The sequence below is a fragment of the Vibrio sp. Vb1729 genome (genome assembly GCF_033338655.1).
Taxonomy (GTDB): Bacteria; Pseudomonadota; Gammaproteobacteria; order Enterobacterales; family Vibrionaceae; genus Vibrio; species Vibrio alginolyticus.
The window spans coordinates 54,729-80,064 of sequence record NZ_JAWOTB010000049.1 but is presented as its reverse complement, the minus strand read 5'-3'; the positions used below and the strand labels follow the sequence as shown (position 1 = coordinate 80,064).

Sequence of the window (25,336 nt, the reverse complement as noted above, 5' to 3'; positions counted from 1 at the left end):
ACTGGGGTTGTTCGAGCAAGTCTTCTTTGTTTACGCTTGCTCCATAGTGCAAAGTAGCGGATGTTCATTTTCCCTTGCGTACATCGTAACTTGCGCTACTTTTGTTTCGGCAATTTCTGCGCTGTATGTGCCGCAGATTGCCTTTCCTTCATAGTGGACCTGAAGCATGATTTGAGTTGCTTTATCAATATCATGTGAGAAAAATCGCTCAAGCACCTCTATGACGAAATCCATAGGTGTATAGTCATCATTATTGAGTACGACATTGTACAGCTTAGGTGGCTGGACTTTCGTACTTTCTCGCTCCAGAAGATCAGAGTCCGGAGTGACCCATTCAAAATTTTTACTCATGGCAATCTAAAGATATCGTATCAAAGGGTTGATGTTTTCGACCTATAAAAACAATCTACCACAAGCGTGCAACGCGGTGTAGTGAGTTATGGCACCGAATTCGATCTTTGATCGATAAAAGTTGCTACCTAATATAGAGACTAATGCACGTCTTGATACGGCGCAAATAAAAGATGCTTGTCGATAAGTTACACATTTTTTCTTATAAAAGAACTTTCTATTTATTGCTTTCGGACTATTGCAAACCACCCCATCATCTTCTATCTGGATCACACTTCCTCATTGAGAATACGGTAATTATCACGAAAACTTCATTTTTTATTCAGTCAGAGGATTCTTCTACCATAAGCAACACGGACAGTATGGCTTTTTCAGTATGAACCACTTCATAGGCAAATTGACTAAACTTCTGCGTATATACGAAAAACTGTTTGCAAATTTGTTAATCTCAAAAGTGATTTGTTTTCAATTATGTTTCTGTTTGTTGCTCACTGCTATTGACTGTCGAAATTCATTGACTACAGTGGAAAGTGTCGATGCATAAATCATCATTTTGAAACATCTCTTCTTTAAGTGGTTTGATGAATGTGACTTATCATTGATTTGACGTTTGTTGGCATTCGCTGACAATGGTAGTACCAAGTTAAAGGTATAACTTGGTTGCAGTAACAACATCAGTAAAAAATGCATGAGGGATGTAAAGCATGGCTACAGGTACAGTAAAGTGGTTTAACAATGCCAAAGGATTTGGGTTTATTTGTTCAGATGAAGAAGAGGGAGATATCTTTGCCCACTACTCAACTATCCAGATGGACGGTTATCGTACACTGAAAGCAGGCCAACAAGTCTCTTACGAGATTGAAAAAGGTCCCAAAGGCTGTCACGCGAGTAGCGTCGTGCCTCTTGAAGGCCAAGCCAAATAATTAGAGCGCTGTCGAAATATAAAAATATTGCTCTCGAAACACCACGTTGATGTTTTGAAGAGAAAAATAAACCCGCCAAGATAGCGGGTTTCTTACTATTTAGAGCACGTGTTACAAAAGGAACACTTACAACGCACTTACAGGATAGGAAACACGCCGAAAACGACGTGTTTTTTAACACTAACTTACTTGTTAATGATTGCGTTAAAGGTTTCGCTTGGACGCATCAATTTAGAAACCAATGCATCGTCTAGTAAGTAGTAACCTCCTAGCTCACCTTTCACGCCTTGCGCATTATTTAGCTCAGCAACGATCGTTTCTTCCTGCTCTGACAGCGCTTTTGCAATTGGTGCAAATTCAGCAGCAAGATCCGCATCATCCGTTTGCTCTGAAAGCGCTTTCGCCCAGTAAAGTGCAAGATAGAAGTGGCTTCCACGGTTATCTAGCTCACCCACTTTGCGTGACGGAGATTTATTGGTGTCTAAAAACTCACCGGTCGCTTTATCTAGTGTATCTGCTAGAACCTGAGCCTTAGGATTGTTTGTCGCTACACTTAAATGCTCTAACGAAGCTGCAAGCGCTAGGAACTCGCCCAAAGAATCCCAACGAAGGTGATTCTCTTTTTCTACTTGTTGAACGTGCTTAGGAGCAGAACCACCAGCGCCTGTTTCAAATAGACCACCACCGTTCATCAATGGAACAATAGATAGCATCTTAGCAGACGTACCTAACTCTAGAATTGGGAACAAGTCTGTTAGGTAGTCACGAAGAACATTACCTGTAACAGAGATAGTATCTAGGCCCGCTTTCATACGCTCTAGTGAGTACTTACAAGCTTCAACAGGAGATAGGATCTTAATCTCTAGACCGTCAGTATCGTGATCTGGTAGGTAGGCGTTTACTTTCTTGATGAGCTCAGCATCGTGCGCGCGGTTTTCATCTAGCCAGAATACAGCTGGAACACCTGTTGCACGTGCGCGAGTCACTGCTAGTTTAACCCAATCTTGGATTGGTGCGTCTTTAACCTGACACATACGGAAGATATCACCTTCTTCAACCGCTTGCTCTAACAGTACGTTACCTGAAGCATCAACAACGCGAACAGTACCCGCAGCGTCTAGAATGAATGTCTTGTCGTGAGAACCATACTCTTCAGCTTTCTGAGCCATTAGACCAACGTTAGGTACGCTACCCATAGTGGTTGGATCAAATGCGCCGTGCTCTTTACAGAAATCAATAACCGCTTGGTAAATACCTGCGTAGCTACGATCTGGAATCATCGCTTTGGTGTCTTTTTGTTTACCATCTGGTCCCCACATTTGACCCGAAGAGCGAAGCATTGCTGGCATAGAAGCATCTACAATAATGTCACTTGGTACATGTAAGTTTGTGATACCACGATCAGAGTCAACCATCGCAAGTTCTGGTTGAGTTTGGTAAACCGCTTGAATGGCCGCTTCAATTTCTGCTTTTTGCGCTTCAGGTAGAGACTCAATTTTTGAGTAAACATCACCGATGCCATTGTTTACATCAACGCCTAGCTCTTCAAACAGCTTACCGTACTTATCGAAAACGTCTTTGTAGTAAACTTTTACTGCATGACCGAAAATGACAGGGTCAGAAACTTTCATCATCGTCGCTTTCATATGAAGAGACAGCAGCACGTCTTGCGCTTTCGCTTCAGCAATCTCTTTCTCGAAAAATTCAACCAACGCCTTCTTCTTCATTACTGAAGTATCAATGACTTCTTTATCTAGTAATGGGAACGCAGACTTAAGCTCTTTAACTGTACCATCATTACCGACAAACTCGATTTTGACCTCTGTTGCACCAGAGATAGTTGTAGACTTTTCGCTACCAAAGAAGTCATTGTCTGACATGCTCGCAACATGAGACTTAGATTCTGCTGACCATGCACCCATTGAGTGTGGGTTTTTCTTCGCGTAGTTCTTAACCGAAGTCGGAGCACGACGGTCTGAGTTACCTTCACGAAGTACTGGGTTAACCGCACTACCTTTGATTTTGTCGTAAGCCGCTTTAATCGCTTTCTCTTCGTACGTGCTCGGCTCTTCTGGGTAGTTTGGTAAATCGTAACCTTTCGCCTGAAGCTCTTTAATCGCCGCTTTAAGCTGAGGAACTGAAGCTGAAATGTTAGGTAGCTTGATGATATTTGCTTCTGGAGTTTGAGCTAGTTCACCAAGCTCAGTCAACGCATCGCCAATGCGCTGTTCTTCTTTTAGATGCTCTGGGAAGTTAGCGATAATTCGACCTGCTAGTGAAATATCACGAGTATCTACATTGATGCCAGACGATGCTGTGAATGATTGAATGATTGGTAGTAATGAATAAGTTGCTAGCGCCGGCGCTTCATCAGTGATGGTGTAGATAATTGTAGGTTTTTCTGTAGGCATGAAATTTCCCTATTTTTTAATCAACTTGTTGGCTGATCAACTCAGCGTCTGAGTTGGTTTAATTGACGCATTGCTGCACGTTAGCAGTACATGTCTCCTCACTAACGCCACATGCGGTTCGCACTCTTTGTTGTAGTTTGAAGCTCTAAGCTCTGAATCCATGAGTGCACTGATATAATTAAACAAATAACACGAATTAGTCTATCATTCTGTGCGCGTTTGTTAGTTTTAGGCGCGCAAATCATATCCGATCATGAGAAAACTTAAAACTTTCAAACAAAGTTCATTTACATTTTTGCAGGGTAGTTAACATGTCATCTCGTACAGGTCAGGAAAAAGGTCGCAGTCGTAACCAGTCTAAAACGGGCCATTTTAAACACTCAGGAGCTCGCAATGGCTCGAAGACTCGTACTCAGCAAGACCGCCGCCCTAATCGCCCAACAAAAAGCCAAAAGCCAAAAGTGGCCCCTAAAGATCGTAAAGTCATTATTTTCAATAAGCCTTACGATACGCTCAGTCAATTTACCGATGGCGATGGTCGCAAAACGTTAGCGGACTATATCCCAATCAAAAATGTCTATGCGGCTGGCCGATTGGACCGAGACAGCGAAGGTTTGATGGTACTCACTAACGATGGCATCTTGCAGGCGAAGCTAACGCAGCCAAAGTCAAAATCGCCGAAGACTTATTGGGTTCAAGTTGATGGCGCTCCTCAGGAGCAAGATCTTGAAAAATTGAGAAAGGGAGTAGAGCTAAAAGATGGTATGACTCTACCAGCCGAAGTTGAAGTTATTCCAGAACCACAAGTCTGGGACAGAACGCCTCCGGTTCGTTTTCGCGCAAATATCCCTACCACTTGGTTAGCCATTACCATTATTGAAGGAAGAAATCGTCAGGTGCGTCGCATGACTGCGCACATTGGCTTCCCTACTTTGCGCCTCATTCGTCATTCGATGGGTGATATCGTCCTTAACGACCTAATGCCTGGTGAATGGAGAGAAATCTCTCTCTAATAAGCAGAAAAGATAAAAGCAGGCTTAAAGCCTGCTTTTTAGATTCGTACTTTTTCAGTTAAGCCCTATCTAATGAACTAAGGGATTACTGCTCAGCAAGCCAGTTTTTAAATGCCTCTTTTTCCGCCGGAGACGCTTTCTGGTACATAGTCTTTAATACATCAACCATTGGGCTGTCGTTCGATGCGGCTGTTGAACGGGTATCACTAGTCTCAACTCGAGGCTCGATATCACTTACTGATTGTTGATGCTGATTCACAGTTACATAACTAACGGCAACACTCGCGATACCGCCAGCAATATTGTAGTTGCGAGATTCTTGAGGGTAATTACGACCAATTTGAACACCATCTGACTCTAATACATCTTCGACCAAAGCAATAGGTTGGCCTTTGGTATCCAGTAATTGCCAATCTAGAGGCGAGATGTTGTTTTGCGCTTGGCGAAGAGTTTTAAACTCTGGCAGTTCAAATGTTAGCTTTTCGTTTTCAGCATCAAATTTAGCAACGATTACATCACTGTAAACCGTCTTAAGGTTTTCGTTAATTTCGAATGTAGGTTGATATTTGAAGACAATTTGATTCGTTCCGTCAGGTAGTTCGATTGTCTTCTCACTAGAAAAAAGACCACCTTCTAGATCTGGCTTCTCCATGTTGACGGCCAATAACTTCACGTCTTCTGGAACCACTAAAGTCGTTGCAGCGTAGAGGTTTGTACTGGCAAAAATAGACAGTGCCATTGCCACTTTTAATGATAACTGCATAGAATTTTTCATCCTTATCTTCATAGTAAAAGACCCAGCATATAGCTGGGTCTTACAATATCAAACTGGGTATTGATTACCAGTAGAAACGAGCACCAACACCGAAGTTAGTTGCGTCGTCTGTGTCTTTGTTGTCGAAGTCAGTACCTTCGAAAGTGTAACCCGCTTCTGCGAATACACGTGCCCATTTAGAGAACTTGTATTCAACACCAGCGTAGAACCAAGAAGAGTCTGCGTCTACTTTACCTGCTTCGTCAGTAGACTGAGCTAGGTACTCGTAACCAGAGTATAGAGTTGTTTTAGGAGCGACAGCGAACATACCAGCTACAACGATGTAGTGTGAATCAACTGTTGATTTACCTAGCTTATCTTCGTTTTCGTTGTAGTAGTACGTAGCACCTAGAGTGTGCTCGTTTAGTGCGTACTCAGCAGTTACTTCAAAAGATAGGTTTTCGTTATCAGTACGCTCTGTGTGAGAAACTGTTTGCTCTACACCATTAAGAACTAGTTTTTTCTCTTTAGTTACGTTGATGTCGTTGTTCGCAGTAAGTACACCAGCGTGTAGAGATAGGTCGTTGAAAGATTTACCAACGAATACTTCTAGTACTTCTTCGTTAGAATCTTTTTCGCCTAGCGCGTAACCAGCTTTTAGCCAGAACGCGTCATTTTCGTAAGCGTATTTGATTTGAGAATCGTTGTTCCAAGCGTGACCGTATGCAGTTTCCGCTGCGTTACCACCGAAGAAGTAAGAGTAATCTGCGAAGTATACGTCATCAGCCCAAGTACCTTCTTTACCGAAGCGAAGAGTACCCATATCACCCATATCAAAACCGATGATGTGGCGACGTACGTATACAGAGTCATCTGTACGCTCGCTTGAATCAGCACCTGCGTCGTAGTTGTCACCTAGAGCAACACCGATTTCAACTTCACCCAGAACTTTTAGGCTTTCGTCAACAACGTAAACCGCGTTCACACCAGTACGAGAAGAGCTAGTGTTTAGCTCTGCTGTGTGATCAGTTTTTTCTGTGAATAGAAGAGTTGGACGTAGCTGACCGTAGAAATCTACAGAACCTTCTTCAGATTTGAATACTTCAGCTGCGTTCACTGAAGTTGCAGACGCAACTACAGCTAGTGCTAATAGAGTTTTTTTCATAATTAATCCACTGCCTTTTCTTAGTTCGGGATATCCTTGTCCGGTTCCCTTTTTTTATATGTTTGAGGTAGAGCGTTAACAAAACGTTATACAGCACCTCCTCAAAATCTGGAGCTAAGAGTGCAAAAGATTATTCTGGCTGTCAAATTTTCTAAATACCAATGTAAAAAAAACAAAATACCATTATAAAACAATAACTTGATAAGTTTACCTTTATTTATTCGACGAACATCTAACCAATCTCCATTATTATTTGTAATTTACAAAATTATTAACAAATGGTTTTTTAATCCAATAAGTAAATTTAAAAAAACAAAAAAAAGAATAAAAACCCACAAATCAGACCAAGTTGGAGTTTTATATTTTTCATATAATGAAATTAATTTCATTAAGATAAGGTTCAATATTTTTTTGTGAAGGAGATCTACATTCCTTATAAAAGCATTCCGTTTTGTGAACTACTGTACAACTAGTGATGTGTGCTACTATTCGCCTCCAACGCATTTGAGGCCCGTATGCTGACCAGTAACATTCAAAAATCGATTCGTAATAGCTATCAAAACCTTCAAGATCAACTTGATAACTTTGTGCCTAGAAGAGCACAAAACTACCTTGTTGCAGAGATTGCAAAAACGCTGTGCGGTCAGTATCACAAATCTAACCGAATACTCGTTGCAGAAGCAGGGACTGGAATTGGTAAATCGCTCTCCTATCTAATGGCGACCATTCCCGTGGCTGTACATAACAATAGAAAAGTGGTTATCTCAACGGCGACCGTCGCTCTGCAAGAGCAGCTCATAAATAAAGACCTCCCTCTTTTTCGTCGGATTACCGACCGAGAGTTTTCTTTTATTTTGGCAAAAGGCCGTCAACGCTATTGTTGTGCAGAAAAGCTCGCTACTGCTAGCGGTGCTGATGGTGGCCAGTTAGCCATGTTTGAAACCAAACCTAAGCAAAAAGATATAGAGCTGTTAGAAACAATGCATCGCTCTCTTGCGCAAGGTAAATGGGACGGTGACCGTGATTCTTGGCCTAAACCCATCGACGATAAGCTTTGGCAACTGATTGTCAGTGATAAACACAGTTGCAATAACAGTTTACCAGGCCACCGCGGCTGCCCATTCCAAAAAGCGCGCTCAGAGTTGGATAAAAACGATGTCATCATTGCTAACCACTCTCTCGTCATGGCAGACGCAGATTTAGGTGGCGGCGTGATTTTACCTGAGCCAGAAAATACGATATACGTCTTCGACGAGGCACATCACTTACCTCACGTCGCTCGTGACCATGCTTCAGCATCTGCGAGTTTAAAAGGTGCGGCAGCATGGCTTGAGAAGTTAAATCAGTCGATTAGTAAGTTTTCATCACTCGCAGACGAGAAACGCGTAGCTCGATTTCGCAACGACCTTCAAGACGCGGTTCAGAACTTGATACCGGCACTGACTCAATTGCCCACACAGTTCGACCCAGCTCAATTTGAAGAGGGTATCTACCGCTTCGAACACGGTGAACTACCTGAGTGGCTAGAGAACCAATCCAAAGAACTAAAACAGTTCAGTAAAAAAGCAAATCAGAGCGTGGCAAAAATTGCCGACCTTATTGCGGAAAGAGTAAAAGACGGGGAGCTTGCGACAAGGTTGGCTGAACCAGCGCTTGCAGAGCTCGGTTTCTACATTCAAAGGTTAGAAAACCTAGCGCAAGTATGGCATTTAATGGCTGAACCAACTCGTGAAAAAGGTGCGCCTTTAGCTCGCTGGTTAGAAACCCACCCCGATCGCGAGGGTGATTTCATTGTGAGTGTTTCGCCACTTGAAATTGGATGGCAACTCGACCAACAGATTTGGAGCAGATGTATTGGCGCCATTTTGGTTTCCGCAACGATGCGTGCATTAAACTCTTTCCATTACTTTTGCCATCAGGTTGGTATTGATGGAAAACCAGAATCAGGCACTCAGTTTTTAGCGCTTGCGTCACCATTCGATTACCAAAACCAGGCAGAATTGCTTATCCCTGCGATGAAATATGAACCACCAGCGCCTCAATTTACTGAATATCTTATCGAGATATTGCCTAAGTACTTGGAAGACAAGAAAGCCAACTTAGTATTATTCTCATCCTATTGGCAGATGAACCAAGTCGCGAAGGCACTCTCTTCGGAGTTCATAAAAAAAGGCTGGGCGTTGCAAGTTCAAGGTGAAAGCTCACGTCAAGAAATTCTAAAAAAACATAAAAAGTTAATGGAATCAAATAAAACCAGCGTCTTATTTGGTACTGGCAGTTTCTCTGAGGGGCTAGACTTACCTGGCGAATTACTTGAAAACTTGGTGATTACAAAAATTCCATTTGGCGTTCCAACCTCCCCTGTTGAGCAGGCTCATTCCGAATACATTGAGAAAAAAGGAGGAAACCCGTTTATGCAAATAACTGTACCAGACGCAAGCAAAAAGCTGATCCAGAGCGTAGGTCGCTTACTGCGTAAAGAGAGAGATTCTGGTAGAGTAACGATTCTTGATCGACGCCTAGTCACTAAGCGATACGGACAAGCCTTAATCGACTCACTACCTCCATTTAAACGTAAAATAGAATATTAGAAGAATCACCATTTATGGAAATGATTGAGCCAACCATGCTGTTGGTGTTGGCGCTTGTCGCTTTTGTCGCAGGATTTATTGATGCAGTTGCTGGTGGTGGTGGCATGCTTACCGTACCTGCTCTACTTTCGCTAGGCTTGCCGCCTCATATTGCACTAGGCACCAATAAACTTGCCGCTACCTTTGCATCTTCTACTGCAGCATTTACGTACTACAAAAAACGTCTATTCAAACCTCAATGCTGGAGGCGTGCATTCGTGGCAACACTCGTCGGAGCGACATTAGGTACGCTATTTGTAGATGCGATTAGTACGGATTGGCTGGAAAAAGGATTGCCGCTTGTTATTTTGGCGGCAGCGTTGTATACCGTTTTTCATAAAACACCCCACTCTGCTCATCAAAGTCCAATACCCGAGCCTTGCCCAAAACTTCATAAAAAACAGTACATGCAAGGCTTATCCATAGGATTCTACGACGGACTCGCAGGGCCTGGAACTGGGGCTTTTTGGACAGTAAGTTCAATGGCGCTGTACCGGCTGAATATCTTGCTCGCCTCTGGCTTAGCAAAAGCAATGAACTTTACCAGTAACTTTACCTCTTTGATCACTTTTGCATTCCTCGGACATATCAACTGGGTGCTAGGCTTAACAATGGGAGTATGTTTAATGGCTGGTGCTTTTGTTGGCGCGCACTCCGCTATTAGATTTGGTTCTAAATTCATTCGTCCTGTATTTGTTACTGTCGTCAGCATACTAGCTATTAAATTGGCTTATGACGCATGGTTTGTAGGTTTGTCATGAACATTTCTCAACTCCAGGAAAATCTAGAACAAATGGCGAAGCAAGCCGCTGTTCTTGACCGTCAAAGAGGCGAACATCATGTTCCGCTTTTTGATGAGCGTTTATTTGGTTGCCGCTCTCGCTTACTTACTCCTTGCGTAAAAGAAGCAAAAGCCACGCTGGGTGCGATTGTGCGTGAGCAAAATGAAGGTAAGCTCACCGCTTTGCGTGCTGAGTACCTCACTGAACGGTTAGTGGCGCAAATCGGTGCGATTCAACGCGAGATTTCTACCACTAAAATTCGTAAGAATGAAATCAAACATAGCAGCCATTTCCGTAAGCCTATCAACGTGCTTTATCAGGAGCTCGCTCAACATCAAGAGTGGGCAAGACGCTTGCGCGAGATGGTGTTAGAAAAAGAACGTGCTGTCGAAAGCGCTCCTAGTTTTATGCGTGCCGACGCTCAAAAAGTATTACTAGCAACCGAGCAACGTTTAGCGCGTTGTGAAACAGCACTTCTTAAGCTAGAGAACCAAATTACACATAGGGAAAAACATCAATAATGGCTGATCAATCAACCTCGCCTTTAGATGACGCACCTGAAGAGATCAAACTGGCTGTCGATTTAATCTATTTGCTTGAGAGCAATGAGATAGATCCAGAAGTTGCGCTTAACGCTTTAAAGATCGTGCAAAACGACTTAGAAAACAAATTAAAAGCAAAGTAGCTCAGAGCGTTTCACTCCTTTCACCGAGACTCGTTTTCAGTGCTCTTACACAATGATACTATTCATAAAAAGTACGCCCCCAAAAAGGATAAATAATGAAAGTAATCAGCTTTAACATCAATGGACTACGTGCGCGACTGCACCAACTCCAAGCGCTAATCGACAAACACCAACCTGATGTGATTGGTCTTCAGGAAATTAAAGTTCACGATGAAGCATTCCCGATTGAAGCTGTCGAAGCCATGGGCTACAAAGTGTATTTTCATGGTCAAAAAGCACATTACGGCGTAGCAATGCTTTGTAAGCAAGAGCCTCTACACGTACAAAAAGGGTTCCCGACGGATAACGAGGAACATCAAAAGCGCATGATCATGGCAACGTTTTTAAATGAAAACGGCGAAAAGGTCACTGTGCTAAACGGCTATTTCCCTCAAGGGGATAACATCAGCCACGAAACCAAATTCCCATACAAGCGCCAATTCTATAAAGATCTGATGACCTACCTAAACGATCATCACAATAACGACGAGCAATTGATTGTTATGGGTGACATCAACATCAGCCCTATTGATGCAGATATCGGTATCGGCGAACCAAACCGTAAACGTTGGCTAAAAACAGGTAAATGTTCATTCCAACCTGAAGAGCGCGAATGGTTGAAAACCTTACTAGACTGGGGCTTTGTGGACACCTTCCGTAAGCTATACCCAGAGGTGAACGATCAATTTTCGTGGTTTGACTACCGTTCTCGCGGTTTTGATGATAACCGTGGCCTACGAATTGATGTCATTTTGGCAACCCCTTCTCTAGCGGAAAAGTGTATTGAATCTGGTATCGACTATGAGCTTCGTGGTATCGAGAAGCCTTCAGATCACGCACCAATCTGGTCGACATTTAAGTAATTTATTGCAAAGCTATAAGCGAGACTCAACGCTAAGCTTAGTCCAATAAAAAGGGAGACTCAGTCTCCCTTTTTCATACAAATTACTATTTAATCACTGATTCAGCGGCCAAACCGTTTGACCATCAATAGTTATCGGTGTTTGAGCAAATTCGTTCAGACAGTAGCCGGTATTGCTGCTTGCAAAGTAAGTGAGCGGCATCGGCGGTAGATTCAGCGCCACAACCTGCTGTTTCGCTTTTTCTGTGAACGAGAAGCCCCACATATCTAAATAGCTCGTCATGTCTCGCTGAGAGATGTAGCTCAGAGCAATAAGCAACCAGTCGTTGTTTGAGATGCTATTTGCCTCTTCACGAGAGTAGTTGGCGAAACCAATACTCAATCGTCTCTCATTCCAAAGCGCATCATCCGATTTTAAGCGGTTAAACTCACGTTCAATCAGGTGCAATCGCGCCAATAAATGCCAACCATTTTGCAGTACACCTTCATGCTGCGTCGCCATCATCATTTGAATGTAAACGCGAGCTCCCCAACTCCAACCAGTTTGATTTTGCGCTGCCATGTAAGCGTTTGGATCCGCTTGAGTTCGGCTTGCTTGCAATAATTCAAACTGGCCTTTGAAATCCAAACTTTGGCAAGTTGAAACTTTCCCCGTATTCTGGAAGAAACGAGACTTACTGTAATACGAGTAGTAATTGGTCGTTGAATGCCCTTCCCAGCCTGAAAATCGGAATCGACCTTTTTCTAAACCATGACCAAGCTCATGTAAATCACCGTGACCGAGTGGGCTGAATGACCAGTAAGCATCGTAAGGGTTACCCGAACAACCATAACCACACGTCGCTTGGTCAGCGTTCATATGCTTCACCATATCAATATTGGCGATTTCCCAACCTTGATTTTTGGCATACTGGATAATTTCCGGAACCTCATCGATCCCCGGCCCTTGGAAACCAGCCAAGACATGTGGGTAGTTATGAACATACTCTTCTGTCGCTAGCGCCATTTCAGCTGGTGTCGACCACATCTCATCGTTGACAGATTCAAGCATTTTGTCACGTTTAGAGTGTACCTCAAATCCAGGCGTGATCAGTTCAGCCCAATCGAATAAATTGGCTTCTAACTGTTGAATAAAAGCGTCGTTGTCCTTCTCACTTCTCCAAACTGGATGCTGTGCCACATGATTAAATTTCAGTTCAACCGGAACATCATTTTTGTCAAAGTGAACCTGTACTGGACCACCATAAGGAGAAGTCAGCGTGATGGTTTCACCCGGCTTCACTTCATAGCCGAATGAAGTCAGCAGTTTTGGTCGCGTGTATCCATCTTTGCTGAACTCATGAGTTGCACCACTTCTTAAAGTGTTGATGACAATCTTAGTCGCCACATCATTGCTGTCATTACGTTTAACCGTAAAAGTTTCCCCAGGAAGCGCATACACACCAGCCGAACGGAAGTTACGCTTTGATTCCATATTAATCGTTGCACTGATTCTCTTTATTTCAGGGCTAAACTCACTACGGCTGAAGTTCCCCATATTTGGTTGTTTTGGGTTCACGCTTCGGCTGTTGTATTGCACGTAATCGGCAAAGTACGACTTTAGGAATTCGGTCGTTTGGGTTGACTGTTTGTCCATCGGGAAGACAACCGTTTGACGATAATGATCAGCCAGCAATACCATGAGTTTTTCGTATTGGTAGCCGTTTTGATTAAACAAATCTACTTTTTGTTCATCAAGCTTTTGCAACCAATGGCGAATGCTGTTTGCCCCTGCATAAAATTGACTGTCCATATTCGCAGTGTCAGGGCAGGATTTGTCATCACACTTTGACAAGTCAACGTTGAAATTTTGAGATTCAAAACGAGACAACAGCGCTTGTTGTGTGATGACAGAGTCCGGCACAACGTTCATCAACGATGAAGGTTCCCAGTCGACCAAACCTAACTTACGCCAATAGTTATCTCCCACATAATCAACATGGAATTTTTCCAAAATGTCTTGGCCAAGATCAGTTAGTCCTCCATCCCGATGCAGGTATAGAACAGGAATTTGGGCTTGCTCAGCGTATTCCAGAGCCTCGAGTACTGGTTTGTTGGTATCTCCAGATTGCAGATGCTGTGACAAGATCAATAAGTTTGGAGTATTGGTTTGCAAGCAGCTAAGTAGCTTCGAACCATCGCATAGGTTGGCCTCGTTAAACGCCAACTCTTGTGAAACATTGTCTTTTAGCCAATTCCGAGTCGCTTGCTCATCCGGAAAGTAATAAGACTGGTCCATTTGCGCGATGACGACGTTTGAAGTAACTCCGCCCGACAACCAAGTGACCAGATTACTTAACCATTTCGTCATCGCTGCGTTGGAAGAGTCGGGAAAACGTTGTGCCGTTCTAAATGGGTTGCTACCTAATAGTGCGTAACGTTGACCATTAGACTTTTCCCCGGCAACGCCAATTGACAGAGCTTGATCTTTGTAACCGCTTGCCATGGCCTTATTGGTCATCAAGATGGTGTCGTTGAAGCCATACTGAGGTGTCAAGATCGCAGCATCATGGGTTGGATCCCAATAAAGACCTGAAAGGTTTTTCGCAATTGCAGATTTGATCGTATTCGACTGCATCTTGTGGGCTTCTACAACCTGACGACTTTCTCGAATGAAATCGCTCGGGTCAGAAACGAGCAGTGCATTACCAGTTTCAAGAGCTTGTTGAACTGGAGCTGGCGTTGGTTTTACTTGAGCATTAGGTTGTGATTCTCCCTCTCCCCCACCACATCCTGTGACTAAGGCGGCAATGCCCAACGATAGAATTGTTTTTTTCATTTTTACTTACTAAACAATGAGTTTACCGAATGTTAATGTAAGTTAATGAATAATAAGAAAGAGTCTTTTACATCGGCTGGAAAAATAGGAATGAAGATAACAAAATTATCAAAAGCAATAGCACCCATTCCGGTGCTATTGCCTCTATTGATAATTAGCTTAAAGGACGTAGATAAGCTAAGAAACGCTTCTCTGCCACTTTGAAACACCACAAAATCATAAACGTCAGTGCCATGTAGAACAGCCCCGCCGTCAGGAAAGACTCAAATGGTGCATAGTAGCGCGAGTTAACTAGACGCGCAGCACCAGTTAAATCCATGATGGTAACGATGCCCGCGACTGCACTTCCGTGCAGCATAAATATGACCTCGTTGGAATAAGCTGGTAATGCTCGACGCAATGCACTCGGCAAGATAATACGTCTGTATGTCATAAACTTACTCATGCCATAGGCTTTCGCAGCTTCCACCTCACCTTTCGGCAAACCATTAATCGCACCACGAATAATTTCTGCGGTGTAAGCCGATGTATTAAGAATAAAAGCGACCAAAGCACAGAACCAAGCGTTCTCCCACAAGGTATCTTTAACAGGGAAAAACTGATCCATACCGTAGTAAATCAAATACAGCTGAACCAATAGCGGCGTTCCACGGAAAAAGTAAATGAATCCCCAAGAAGGTAAGCTTAGAACGTAATTGGTACTATTACGTGCCACGGCTAATGGGATAGAGACACACAAGCCAATAACCAACGCTAATCCCACTAACCAAACTGTTGTCCAAAGTCCCTGAAGATAAGTTGGAAAGCTTTCAATAATCAAAGAAAAGTCCATAACTTACCTCGCATGAATACTGAACTTACGCTCAACAAGCTTGAGTAGCCCGGTCGAAACGCTGGTAAAAAATAGAAAGATGAGCGCGACAGCCATGTAAAAGGTGAACGGCATTTTCGTTGTACCTGCTGCCAATGAGCTCATTCTCACCATGTCATCCAGACCAATAATGGAAACTAACGCTGTGGTCTTAAGTAACACTAACCAGTTATTACCAAATCCAGGTAATGCATGACGAATCATCTGAGGAAGTAAGATTCTTCTAAACGATAAAGCAGAACTCATCCCATAAGCTTTCGCCGCTTCTAATTCACCCTTGTCCACCGCCATGATCGCTCCACGAAAAGTCTCCGCCATGTAGGCGCCAAAGATAAAACCAATCGTGAGTACACCAGCTATAAATGGGCTGACATCAATATAATCAGGTAAGTAAGACGTCCATTCATGGTTTGGATCACTCGAGGCAAACCACTCGTTGAGCGTTTCGTTGATGGAGTAAAGGCTGTTATTTAAAAGTATTTGTCCACCAAAGAAAATTAGCATCATCAGAACCAAATCTGGAATGCCGCGAATGACGGTGGTGTAAAGAGTGGCAATCGCCCTTGCCCATTTGTAAGGCGCTAACTTAGCTAATGCGCCAAGCATGCCTAAGACCATGGCGAGAATGAGTGAAAGCACTGCAACTTCTATTGTTACTAAAGCTCCTTTCAAAATCGAAGCTTCGTATCCTTGTAAATCTAGCATAGGTGAGTTCCTAATCCCTAAACTCAAAAAATCGACCGTTGACTACTTCTAGGAACAAGCCAACGGTCGCTTAATTACGGTTTATTCACCGTACACATCGTAGTTAAAGTATTTACCAGCAATTTCTTGGTAAACACCTTTCTCACGTAGTGAAATAATTGCTGCGTCGAGTTTCTTCGTTAGATCTTTGTCTTGTTTACGAACAGCGATACCCATACCTTCGCCAAACCATTTTGGATCGGTTAACGATGGTCCAACAAACTCATAAGCTTCGCCACCTGCTTTGTTGATCACACCCTCTTCTAGAGCAGAAGCATCACCTAAAACGGCAGCAATTCGACCATTTTCTAGATCAAGATACGCTTCATCAAAAGAGCCATAACGCACAATTTCAACATCATCGCCGTAGTTGTCAGTTAAGTACTTGTCATGTGTCGTCGCACGTTGCACGCCAATTTTGACATCTTTAAGATTATCAAAATCTAGACCCGCACCTTTCTTAGCGATAAATTTATTTGGAATTTGTGCGTACTTGCCAGTGAAATCGACTTTTTTCTTGCGCTCTTCAGTGATAGACATTGCTGCGATGATGGCATCGTACTTACGTGCAAGCAGAGAAGGAATAATACCATCCCAATCTTGAGCGACGATTTTGCACTTCACTTGCATCTCTTCACAGAGTGCATTTGCCATGTCTACGTCAAAGCCTTTTATTGAGCCATCAGTTTCTGTCCAGCTAAACGGAGGGTAAGCACCTTCGATACCAAAGCGAACTGTTTTCCATTCTTTCGCTTGGGCAACACCTGATACTGCCGTTGCAGCAATCGTTGCTGCTAATAACCACTTTTTCATTTCCATACTCCTGTGATTGCTATTTTATTTCGTTTTGTTTGTTGTGTTGGCTTAGGAGGCAATAGTCTGCCGCCTAACAAATATTAGTAAATGGATGAGATAAACTGCTGTAATCGTTCTGAATCCGGGTTTGTAAATAGCTTAGCTGGATTTCCCTGTTCTTCCACTAAGCCTTGATGTAAAAACATCACATGGTTTGATACGTCACGCGCAAACGCCATTTCGTGCGTGACCACCAGCATAGTTCGCCCTTCATCTGCCAAATCTCTCATTACCCCCAGAACTTCTCCTACAAGTTCTGGGTCAAGCGCAGAAGTTGGCTCGTCAAACAACATCACCTCTGGGTCAACTGCTAGCGCACGGGCAATAGCTGCACGTTGCTGCTGGCCGCCAGATAAGTGCCCAGGGTAATAGTCTTTACGCTCATATAGGCCTACTTTCTTAAGCAAGACTTCTGCGTTTTCAATCGCTTGAGCTTTTGGCACGCCTAAGACATGAACAGGCGCCTCAATCACGTTTTCTAGTACGGTTAGGTGAGACCAGAGGTTGAAACCTTGGAAAACCATTGCCAGGCGTGAACGAATACGTTGGACTTGCTTTTCATTAGCAGGAACAGATTCACCTGCTCTGTTGTTCTTCATTTGGATTAATTCACCATTTACCCAAATTTCGCCCGCGGTGGGCGTTTCTAGCAAGTTGATACATCTGAGAAAGGTACTCTTACCTGAGCCGGAAGAGCCAATGATGGAGATAACATCTCCTTTGTGCGCGGCAAGTGAAATGCCTTTTAAAACTTCATTTTGTCCAAATGTTTTGTGCAGGTCTTTTATATCTAGCGCTGGTACATCATTCATGCGCCCTACTCCCTGTGTTTTTGTCACTGCAATTAAGGGACTCCGCCCTCTCTAATTCGGAACAAATTAGCACCGCCCTTTGAAACTTGCAACAAATTATTAACCTAAATAATTCGAATAGAAAGATACGATAGACAAATTAATATGCAATATATAGCAACATATTCTTCAAAAGTTGAATATTAAATATAAAAAAGCCCCTTCCAAAGGGGCTTAATAAATTTACAAAAGTGTTAATTGAAACCTATTCGAGGTCGCAATGAATTAATTAAAACGACTGACTACCAACGAGTTTGAAGTACGTAATGTCACTTCATTTTCTAAGCCTTCTTTTTCAGAAGTAATGATGCCATCTAGGTCTTCATCTAGTTCAGGCTCTGACGCTTCACCATTGGAGAAGAAGCTCATGAAAACTTTAGAATCAATATTACTATCTTCATTCACTACCAAAGCAGTGCGATTAAAATCGTCCGAAGCTGAAACTTTCAAACCGTTAACGGCCGATGTTGGGAAGTTGTAGTAATGTAATTCTGGAACAACAACAGAATCACTATCACTTGTTGTGAAAATGCGATGTGTGACTCTGTAGTCGCCTGAAGTTGCAAAGTAAGCGACACGAGTAAAGCCTTCAGTAGACGATGTTAAGCCCATGTCCAGATCAATCACGGACTCTGCACTTCCTTGCGTTGATACACTTGGCTTTGTGTTCGGCAGGTTATCAATATTTAAGTAAGCACTCGGATCAACGTCAATATCCCATCCGTCAGAGATCGTTTCGTTAAGTAGAGACTCCCAACCATTAACTTGATTCTCTGAGAACGCCATGTATACCCAAGTTTCTTTATTCGTTGCACTAGGGCGATTATATTCAACGGCCGTTTTATCCAGCTTCAACGCGTCATATGCAAAGCCGTTAGTAACAAAGCCAATGTTAAGCGAGTCGTAAGTATAGTCAGAAGACGAATAAATGTTTGACGTATTATCCGCTCTAACTAAGGCTATCTCACCAGTTCCCCACGAACCAATACCATATTGGTAAAGCGCTTTGTCGCTTGAACCTGATTCATATTGAAACAATGCCGTTGGTTCACCTTTAAGCCCCATCAGTTCATCAGTAGGCAACATATCAGGGTTCGGAGACGTGAAAATATCGGTTTGCGAGACAAAGTTGTAATCTCCGCCACCTGATTCAGCATTTCGGTAATCTAAGTTAGTAAACTTATTGCTTGCTAAGTTACCGCCAGTAAAGCATTTGTTCAAAGAGTCTCGGTTTAGTGCAAAAGTAGCATTACGTAGTTTCTTATCTTGCAAGAACTCTTTTGAAAACGTGTTTACGCGAGCTTCTTTGCCGTTAAATTCTATTGCTTGAAACGTTACAAAGCCGCCGTCAGGGATATCTTCAAGATAAAACTTAAAGTTATCAGTGGTAGGTTTGATAATGTCTCCGGATCTTTTGCCATCGGCATCAGAGTAGTAACCGATAACATAGTTGGTCACTTGCTCTTTTGACGCTGCACTATAGGTTAAAACCGTTTTATCGCCGTTCAGCTCAGTTTTGTGGTTATATACAGTACAACCTTTCGTAGTTGCTTCACTTTCAGTCATTGTTGCTGGTATAGCAAAATCAAAAGTAAACGCAGTTTTCGGCGCTGCACCACCGCCACCGCCGCCACCGCCGCCGCAACCGACCATTAACCCTGAGATGATTGCCACTAGTGGCAGTACTTTAAGCTGTTTCATGTCTTTTTCCTAAACTGAGCGGCAATGATTAGCCAAAAAATTGTCTTTGCTCTGTCCAAAGCAAGAATAAAGCCAGCTTTATATAATCATCGTGAATATTGACATTTAATCTGCATCTCGTGCAAAAGGACAAAAAGTTCTAATTTTATGCAACTTGTGTAATGAAATTACACAAGATCTCCGCATCTCATTCGCATGCCAGAAACTTTCTGTAGTTTTATTTCACAACCATTCTTAAAGTGATCTAAATCAATCACCCTAAATGGCTATCTTGCTAGACTCCTGCCAAAAGATGAGGCTTTTTTTTGTGCCTCAACACAATAAGTTATTAGCTATGCTTAGGCACAGTGTCGACGTGTAACAAATCTAACAATAGCTAGCATAAGCGTGCCGCAGGATGCGGATTAACACAATTGAATGAAGAATTCATAACTTTTAAATATATGAGGAATCTATGTCAGACGCAGTTAACAAAACGCACTCTGATTCAGATATCGAGACCAAGAGCTACCGTGAGCTTCATCGTCCAGCATCTGAGTTCGCAAGCCGTTCAGACTACCTAGACCACGAACTACAAATTATGAAGCCACGTCGTTTTGGCTTGAACTTGCCAGGTCGTGACTTCCGCTTTGAGCTTGAAGACCTTGTTCCAGCACTTGCTGGTACTATCGGTATTATCGCAATGTACTCTGCGGTAATGATGTCTTGGGCTGAAGGTCTTACTGCAGCATGGGACCACGTAAACTTAGGCAAGGACTTTGCTATCGAAGTTGCGCGTGTAGAAATGCTCATCCCTGCACTTCTTTTCTGTGTACTTGCCTCTGGTTTTATTAACCCTAAAGCCAACCTAGCAGGCAACCACGGCCCAATGATCCCTCTTATTGGTACCATCGCTCTTGCTGGTGCTCACCCTCTTGCATTAGCAATTCTCATTGGTGTGTTTGGTTTGATTTTGAGCCTCTTAAAAGGTGGGTCAAAACTGGTTAACCTCACCTCTGAAGGTACGGCTGGTGGCCTTCTTATTTTCTTAGGTTTAACCGGAACCATGAGCCAAATTAACTCTATTCAAGCTTGGGCTGTTGGTTTGCAATCCGATACGGTTGCCGCTGGTAGCATGGGTTACATCGGTCTAATTGTTCTTGCGGTTACCATTGGCTTATACGCGTTCCTTGCTAAAGTGAACAAACGCTGGCTAGCGATCCCTGTTTGTGCCTTCACTGGGCTTGCAATCGCACTTGCTCTTGGCGCAGGCTTCGATATTAAATTCGTAACCGAGACAGGCCTTCCAAACCTAAATCCAATCTACTGGTGGGGTTCAACAGAAGAAGGTTGGATGCTTGGTCTTCCTAATATGGAACACTTCATCGCTTCTCTACCATTCGCCATTCTTGCGGTAGCAATGTGGTCACCTGACTTCTTGGGTCACCGTATCTTCCAAGAGATGAACTACCCACGTAAGAGTGAGAAAGTGCTGATGGACGTTGATGACACAATGACAATGTGTTCCGTTCGCCAAATGGTCGGTACTGCAGTGGGTGGTGGTAACATCACATCATCTTGGGGGACTTACATGATCCCTGCTGCAATCGCGAAACGCCCTATTCCTGCTGGTGCCATCTTACTAGGCTCTCTATGTATTATTGTTGCAATCCTTGGTTTTCCTATGGACGTTGCAGTATGGCCTCCAGTTATGCGCGTTGCTCTTCTCGTTGGTGTATCTCTACCACTGCTTGAAGCTGGCATGCAGATGGTGAAGGACTCGAAAGACTCACAAGCAGCAGGCATTTGTATCTTTGGTTCTGCCGTTGTTAATCCAGTTCTAGCTTGGGCACTAACTATGCTTTTAGATAACAACGGTTTAATTGGAGATAAAGAGCGCGCGTCTCGCCTATCATTTGTAGACAAGATTGTGATCCCAGTAAGCGTACTTGTTATCTGTTTAGTTGCTATGCTTGCAGTTGGTATGCTTGAAGGCCAGTATGGCATCCAAGCTTGGCTATAAGCTAGCAGTCCAGAAATTTGTGGGTAGCGCTCGTCGCTACCCCATTTTTATCGAGATTTTTGAGGATTTATTGATTTAGTTTAAGGTTTGCAAAAAAATTTTAGTTTAACCTCTAACTGTTGCTTAAAAAGAGAAACGTTAAAACTAGTGACAATATTTATAGTTTTGTAAATCGAATACGTAAATTTAAGACTATAAATATTGTTATTCATAAGAGTGTACTGTTCCCCTCTTTTATCTGGGGATAGCTGGCTCAACGGCGAAGCAGTACGTATTTTTTTCTACTAAAAAGGTAGGTATGTCATGGCAGAGCAATTTGCTAAAGCTTGGGAAGGTTTTGCTGCAGGCGACTGGCAAAACGAAGTAAACGTTCGTGATTTCATTCAGAAGAACTACACTCCGTACGAAGGCGACGAATCTTTCCTAGTTTCTGAAGGTACTGAAGCGACTAACAAGCTTTGGGCTAAGGTAATGGAAGGCATCAAACAAGAGAACGCGACTCACGCTCCTGTTGATTTTGATACTTCAGTTATCTCTACCATCACTGCTCACGATGCAGGCTACATCGAAAAAGACCTAGAAACTATCGTAGGTCTTCAAACTGACGCTCCTCTAAAACGTGCGATCATCCCTAACGGTGGTATCCGCATGGTTGAAGGTTCATGCAAAGCCTACGACCGCGAGCTAGACCCACAAGTTAAAAAAATCTACACAGAATACCGTAAAACTCACAACCAAGGCGTTTTCGATATCTACACTCCTCAAATCATGGCGTGTCGTAAATCTGGCGTACTGACTGGTCTTCCAGATGCATACGGTCGTGGTCGTATCATCGGTGACTACCGTCGTGTTGCTCTATACGGTATTGACTTCCTAATGAAGGATAAATTCGCGCAGTTCTCTTCTCTACAAGAGCGTTTTGAGAACGGCGAAGACCTACAAATGACAATGCAGCTTCGTGAAGAGATCGCAGAGCAACACCGTGCTCTAGGTCAAATCAAAGAAATGGCTGCAAAATACGGTTGTGATATTTCTCGTCCTGCTGAAACTGCGCAAGAAGCTATTCAGTGGACTTACTTCGGTTACCTAGCTGCTGTTAAATCTCAAAACGGTGCGGCTATGTCTCTAGGTCGTACTTCTACATTCCTAGACATCTTCATCGAACGTGATATCGCGGCTGGTAAGCTAACTGAAGAACAAGCTCAGGAAATGATCGACCACTTCGTAATGAAACTACGTATGGTTCGTTTCCTACGTACTCCTGAGTACGATGATCTATTCTCTGGCGACCCTATCTGGGCAACTGAGTCTATGGGTGGTATGGGTCTTGACGGTCGTACGCTAGTTACTCGTACAAACTTCCGTTTCCTAAACTCACTATACACTATGGGTCCTTCTCCAGAGCCAAACATCACTGTTCTTTGGTCTGAGCAACTACCTGAAGGCTTCAAGAAGTTCTGTGCGAAAGTATCTATCGATACTTCTTCTATTCAGTACGAAAATGACGACTTAATGCGTCCAGACATGAACTCCGACGACTACGCGATCGCATGTTGTGTATCTCCAATGGTTGTTGGTAAGCAAATGCAGTTCTTCGGTGCTCGTGCGAACCTTGCGAAAACAATGCTTTACACCATCAACGGTGGTGTGGATGAGAAGCTAAAAATCCAAGTTGGCCCGCAAATGCCTAAGATCGAAGGCGATGTTCTTAACTACGATGAACTGTGGGAGAAAATGGACCACTTCATGGATTGGCTAGCGAAACAATATGTGACTGCACTAAACGCTATCCACTTCATGCACGATAAGTACAGCTACGAAGCGGCACTAATGGCTCTACACGACCGTGACGTTAAACGTACTATGGCTTGTGGTATTGCTGGTCTATCTGTTGCAGCTGACTCACTATCTGCAATTAAATACGCAAAAGTTAAGCCAATTCGTGACGAAGACGGTCTAGCAATCGACTTCGAAATCGAAGGCGATTACCCTAAATTCGGTAACAACGATCCACGCGTTGATGATATTGCATGTGAACTTGTTTCTGTATTTATGGGCAAAATCCGTAAGCTTAAGACTTACCGTGATGCAATCCCTACTCAGTCAATTCTTACTATCACTTCAAACGTGGTTTACGGTAAGAAAACTGGTAACACGCCTGACGGTCGTCGTGCTGGTGCTCCATTTGCTCCAGGTGCAAACCCAATGCACGGTCGTGACGAGAAAGGTGCTGTAGCATCACTAACTTCAGTTGCTAAACTGCCGTTTGCTGACGCACAAGATGGTATCTCTTACACATTCTCTATCGTACCTAACGCACTAGGTAAAGATGAGGGTTCACAACGCGCTAACCTTGCTGGCCTTATGGATGGTTACTTCCACCACGAAGCGGGTATCGAAGGTGGTCAACACCTAAACGTGAACGTTCTTAACCGTGAAACTCTAGAAGACGCAGTTAAGCACCCAGAGAAATACCCTCAGCTAACAATCCGTGTATCTGGTTACGCTGTTCGCTTCAACTCTCTAACTGCAGAGCAACAAGCTGACGTAATCGCGCGTACATTCACTGAGTCTCTATAAGACTATAGCGAAATAACGTTCTAGTAATACAACAAAGGCTGATGCTAAGTAGCATCAGCCTTTTTTTATTTCTTGAATGAAAGTTGTGATATCGCGAAAGACTTTTGCCCGCATTCTTACGTATGATGCGAAAAAAGTTAGCAAATAAAGTCTATGAGATTTAGTAAATTAATTATTCTTACCCTTCTTTCTCCAGTTGCAATAGCATCCACTAAGTCTACGGTTTCTTTTACCATCGACAACGATGGTATTTTTGGCGTCGATCAAGACTATACGAATGGTGTTTTCCTTTCTTACGCGACAGACCAACTGACACAAGAAAGCCAATGGAAATGGCTGAGTCTAGCTAACTCAGAGCACGCCAATATCGATAAAATAGAGTTGGTTCTTGGCCACAAGATGTGGACTCCAAGCGACATTGAAGCCGATTATCCACTAATCAATGATCGCCCATATGCCGGTTACCTACACACCGAAATCAACTACCTTTCCCTAACGAGTGACAAAGCTGTACGGTACAATTTCACCATAGGAACTACGGGTGAAAGTTCGCTATCAGAAAAGGCGCAAGAAATCGTTCACGGCATAACAGGATCGACGGCCCCTCAAGGTTGGGATTACCAGATTGAAGATAAAGTGGCGTTCAGCCTTGGTTACCGCGTATTTAACAAATTGATGCGCAGCGAAGAACAAAAAACACAATGGGAGATCACCAACATTAACGACATCAATGCGGGTAACTTCCGTAGTGATGTCTCTCAAGGCGTCATGTTTCGTTGGGGTACAAACCTAGCGAATAGCATCGGAGCCGCCAATATCAGTGTCGAAAGCCCTTTCTCAGCAAGTATGATCGCTCAGAACACGTCGAGTTGGTTCTTGTTCACCGGGTTTGAAGGTCGTTACCGCTTTAATGACATGACTATCGAAGGAGATCGTCCTGGCATTCCTGAACCGTCAGCGCCATACGACGTCACACTGCAAAATTGGCAAGCAAGTGCCGTCGCGGGAGTATCTTGGTACAACCAAAATTACGGTGCAAGCATCACCTTTACAATTAAAACACCGGATTATGAAGAAGCCCAAACCGATGTTTATGGGACAGGCTCGTTCTCCGTGTTCGCCTTTTTCTAAAAACTGGATTATCCCAGCATCGAAGTCAATCTAGATACACGGCAAGTTCTCGGGGTAGGTATTAACCACCTCGTGTTCAAGCGTTTATGTAGATTGGCTCCATCTATTTTCTTTCTTCAAATAACCTTGCCTTTAGTACCGACAAAGCTGTTTTAACCCTGCTTTTTG

Annotated in this window: 20 protein-coding genes; 10 read left to right on the top strand and 10 right to left on the bottom strand. The window is 43.3% G+C overall.

Going from position 1 to position 25,336, the window contains the following annotated elements:
* Positions 1 to 30: 30 nt before the first annotated feature.
* Positions 31 to 351, bottom strand: coding sequence for an ATP-dependent Clp protease adapter ClpS (gene clpS, locus R7E29_RS20765; protein ID WP_005378419.1), 321 nt, complete (start codon positions 349 to 351; stop codon positions 31 to 33).
* Positions 352 to 1,055: 704 nt separating this feature from the next.
* Here clpS and cspD point away from each other — a divergent pair.
* Positions 1,056 to 1,274, top strand: coding sequence for a cold shock domain-containing protein CspD (gene cspD, locus R7E29_RS20760; RefSeq protein WP_005378407.1), 219 nt, complete (start codon positions 1,056 to 1,058; stop codon positions 1,272 to 1,274).
* Between the two features lie 185 nt (positions 1,275 to 1,459).
* Here cspD and R7E29_RS20755 read toward each other — a convergent pair whose 3' ends face one another.
* Positions 1,460 to 3,685: an NADP-dependent isocitrate dehydrogenase gene (locus tag R7E29_RS20755; RefSeq protein WP_005378404.1), complete on the bottom strand. Its 2,226-nt coding sequence runs from the start codon at positions 3,683 to 3,685 to the stop codon at positions 1,460 to 1,462.
* A gap of 311 nt (positions 3,686 to 3,996) precedes the next feature.
* Here R7E29_RS20755 and R7E29_RS20750 point away from each other — a divergent pair, with 311 nt between their 5' ends.
* A complete protein-coding gene (locus R7E29_RS20750) occupies positions 3,997 to 4,698 on the top strand; it encodes a pseudouridine synthase (RefSeq protein WP_005387874.1) in 702 nt (233 codons plus the stop codon).
* Between the two features lie 85 nt (positions 4,699 to 4,783).
* Here R7E29_RS20750 and R7E29_RS20745 read toward each other — a convergent pair whose 3' ends face one another.
* Entirely contained in the window at positions 4,784 to 5,461 is a 678-nt protein-coding gene (locus R7E29_RS20745) for a DUF2057 family protein (RefSeq protein WP_017634732.1), read from the bottom strand.
* Positions 5,462 to 5,537: 76 nt separating this feature from the next.
* Positions 5,538 to 6,617: a porin gene (locus R7E29_RS20740; RefSeq protein ID WP_005378424.1), complete on the bottom strand. Its 1,080-nt coding sequence runs from the start codon at positions 6,615 to 6,617 to the stop codon at positions 5,538 to 5,540.
* 515 nt (positions 6,618 to 7,132) lie between these two features.
* Between R7E29_RS20740 and dinG the strand changes: the two genes are divergently transcribed.
* The 5 genes from dinG (at position 7,133) to xthA (ending at position 11,616) form a co-directional block, all read left to right on the top strand.
* The gene (dinG, locus tag R7E29_RS20735; RefSeq protein ID WP_054576376.1) at positions 7,133 to 9,208 is read left to right on the top strand and encodes an ATP-dependent DNA helicase DinG; all 2,076 of its coding nucleotides are present in this window, start codon (positions 7,133 to 7,135) and stop codon (positions 9,206 to 9,208) included.
* A gap of 14 nt (positions 9,209 to 9,222) precedes the next feature.
* Positions 9,223 to 10,008 (top strand): sulfite exporter TauE/SafE family protein, encoded by a 786-nt coding sequence (locus tag R7E29_RS20730; protein ID WP_005387866.1) that lies wholly within the window; start codon positions 9,223 to 9,225, stop codon positions 10,006 to 10,008.
* The gene (locus R7E29_RS20725; protein WP_017820026.1) at positions 10,005 to 10,550 is read left to right on the top strand and encodes a primosomal replication protein; all 546 of its coding nucleotides are present in this window, start codon (positions 10,005 to 10,007) and stop codon (positions 10,548 to 10,550) included. The genes R7E29_RS20730 and R7E29_RS20725 overlap by 4 nt, the downstream gene beginning before the upstream one ends.
* Positions 10,550 to 10,714, top strand: coding sequence for a pleiotropic regulatory protein RsmS (gene rsmS, locus R7E29_RS20720; protein ID WP_213906484.1), 165 nt, complete (start codon positions 10,550 to 10,552; stop codon positions 10,712 to 10,714). Before R7E29_RS20725 ends, rsmS begins: the two co-directional genes overlap by 1 nt.
* Before the next feature lie 95 nt (positions 10,715 to 10,809).
* Positions 10,810 to 11,616: an exodeoxyribonuclease III gene (gene xthA / locus R7E29_RS20715; protein WP_005378433.1), complete on the top strand. Its 807-nt coding sequence runs from the start codon at positions 10,810 to 10,812 to the stop codon at positions 11,614 to 11,616.
* Positions 11,617 to 11,709: 93 nt separating this feature from the next.
* On the opposite strand, the gene R7E29_RS20710 is transcribed toward xthA, so the two are convergent.
* The 6 genes from R7E29_RS20710 to R7E29_RS20685 form a co-directional block, all read right to left on the bottom strand.
* The gene (locus R7E29_RS20710) at positions 11,710 to 14,433 is read right to left on the bottom strand and encodes an ImpA family metalloprotease (RefSeq protein WP_054576375.1); all 2,724 of its coding nucleotides are present in this window, start codon (positions 14,431 to 14,433) and stop codon (positions 11,710 to 11,712) included.
* Positions 14,434 to 14,587: 154 nt separating this feature from the next.
* A complete protein-coding gene (locus tag R7E29_RS20705) occupies positions 14,588 to 15,265 on the bottom strand; it encodes an ABC transporter permease (protein ID WP_213906485.1) in 678 nt (225 codons plus the stop codon).
* Positions 15,266 to 15,268: 3 nt separating this feature from the next.
* Positions 15,269 to 16,009 carry an ABC transporter permease gene (locus R7E29_RS20700; protein WP_005378436.1) on the bottom strand — a complete coding sequence of 247 codons (741 nt, stop codon included), beginning with the start codon at positions 16,007 to 16,009 and terminating at the stop codon, positions 15,269 to 15,271.
* Between the two features lie 81 nt (positions 16,010 to 16,090).
* Positions 16,091 to 16,861 (bottom strand): ABC transporter substrate-binding protein, encoded by a 771-nt coding sequence (locus R7E29_RS20695; protein ID WP_005378437.1) that lies wholly within the window; start codon positions 16,859 to 16,861, stop codon positions 16,091 to 16,093.
* 83 nt (positions 16,862 to 16,944) lie between these two features.
* Entirely contained in the window at positions 16,945 to 17,715 is a 771-nt protein-coding gene (locus R7E29_RS20690; RefSeq protein ID WP_005378438.1) for an ABC transporter ATP-binding protein, read from the bottom strand.
* Between the two features lie 264 nt (positions 17,716 to 17,979).
* Positions 17,980 to 19,455 carry a hypothetical protein gene (locus tag R7E29_RS20685; protein ID WP_054576374.1) on the bottom strand — a complete coding sequence of 492 codons (1,476 nt, stop codon included), beginning with the start codon at positions 19,453 to 19,455 and terminating at the stop codon, positions 17,980 to 17,982.
* A 454-nt stretch (positions 19,456 to 19,909) separates the two neighbouring features.
* Between R7E29_RS20685 and R7E29_RS20680 the strand changes: the two genes are divergently transcribed.
* The 3 genes from R7E29_RS20680 to R7E29_RS20670 all read left to right on the top strand — a co-directional run bounded on the left by R7E29_RS20680 (position 19,910) and on the right by R7E29_RS20670 (position 25,168).
* A complete protein-coding gene (locus tag R7E29_RS20680) occupies positions 19,910 to 21,457 on the top strand; it encodes a DUF3360 family protein (protein WP_005378441.1) in 1,548 nt (515 codons plus the stop codon).
* Between the two features lie 303 nt (positions 21,458 to 21,760).
* Positions 21,761 to 24,037, top strand: a complete 2,277-nt coding sequence (pflB, locus tag R7E29_RS20675) for a formate C-acetyltransferase (protein ID WP_005378442.1) — start codon at positions 21,761 to 21,763, stop codon at positions 24,035 to 24,037.
* 153 nt (positions 24,038 to 24,190) lie between these two features.
* Positions 24,191 to 25,168, top strand: coding sequence for a lipid A deacylase LpxR family protein (locus tag R7E29_RS20670; protein ID WP_213906487.1), 978 nt, complete (start codon positions 24,191 to 24,193; stop codon positions 25,166 to 25,168).
* The last annotated feature ends 168 nt before the right edge of the window (positions 25,169 to 25,336 follow it).

Coding starts and splice junctions, on each gene's coding strand:
- R7E29_RS20710 (WP_054576375.1), bottom strand. CDS start 14,433: ATGAAAAAAACAATTCTATCGTTGGGCATTGCCGCCTTAGTCACAGGA.
- dinG (WP_054576376.1), top strand. CDS start 7,133: ATGCTGACCAGTAACATTCAAAAATCGATTCGTAATAGCTATCAAAAC.
- R7E29_RS20685 (WP_054576374.1), bottom strand. CDS start 19,455: ATGAAACAGCTTAAAGTACTGCCACTAGTGGCAATCATCTCAGGGTTA.
- clpS (WP_005378419.1), bottom strand. CDS start 351: ATGAGTAAAAATTTTGAATGGGTCACTCCGGACTCTGATCTTCTGGAG.
- R7E29_RS20750 (WP_005387874.1), top strand. CDS start 3,997: ATGTCATCTCGTACAGGTCAGGAAAAAGGTCGCAGTCGTAACCAGTCT.
- R7E29_RS20740 (WP_005378424.1), bottom strand. CDS start 6,617: ATGAAAAAAACTCTATTAGCACTAGCTGTAGTTGCGTCTGCAACTTCA.
- R7E29_RS20730 (WP_005387866.1), top strand. CDS start 9,223: ATGGAAATGATTGAGCCAACCATGCTGTTGGTGTTGGCGCTTGTCGCT.
- rsmS (WP_213906484.1), top strand. CDS start 10,550: ATGGCTGATCAATCAACCTCGCCTTTAGATGACGCACCTGAAGAGATC.
- R7E29_RS20695 (WP_005378437.1), bottom strand. CDS start 16,861: ATGAAAAAGTGGTTATTAGCAGCAACGATTGCTGCAACGGCAGTATCA.
- R7E29_RS20690 (WP_005378438.1), bottom strand. CDS start 17,715: ATGAATGATGTACCAGCGCTAGATATAAAAGACCTGCACAAAACATTT.
- xthA (WP_005378433.1), top strand. CDS start 10,810: ATGAAAGTAATCAGCTTTAACATCAATGGACTACGTGCGCGACTGCAC.
- R7E29_RS20745 (WP_017634732.1), bottom strand. CDS start 5,461: ATGCAGTTATCATTAAAAGTGGCAATGGCACTGTCTATTTTTGCCAGT.
- R7E29_RS20670 (WP_213906487.1), top strand. CDS start 24,191: ATGAGATTTAGTAAATTAATTATTCTTACCCTTCTTTCTCCAGTTGCA.
- R7E29_RS20705 (WP_213906485.1), bottom strand. CDS start 15,265: ATGGACTTTTCTTTGATTATTGAAAGCTTTCCAACTTATCTTCAGGGA.
- pflB (WP_005378442.1), top strand. CDS start 21,761: ATGGCAGAGCAATTTGCTAAAGCTTGGGAAGGTTTTGCTGCAGGCGAC.
- cspD (WP_005378407.1), top strand. CDS start 1,056: ATGGCTACAGGTACAGTAAAGTGGTTTAACAATGCCAAAGGATTTGGG.
- R7E29_RS20700 (WP_005378436.1), bottom strand. CDS start 16,009: ATGCTAGATTTACAAGGATACGAAGCTTCGATTTTGAAAGGAGCTTTA.
- R7E29_RS20725 (WP_017820026.1), top strand. CDS start 10,005: ATGAACATTTCTCAACTCCAGGAAAATCTAGAACAAATGGCGAAGCAA.
- R7E29_RS20680 (WP_005378441.1), top strand. CDS start 19,910: ATGTCAGACGCAGTTAACAAAACGCACTCTGATTCAGATATCGAGACC.
- R7E29_RS20755 (WP_005378404.1), bottom strand. CDS start 3,685: ATGCCTACAGAAAAACCTACAATTATCTACACCATCACTGATGAAGCG.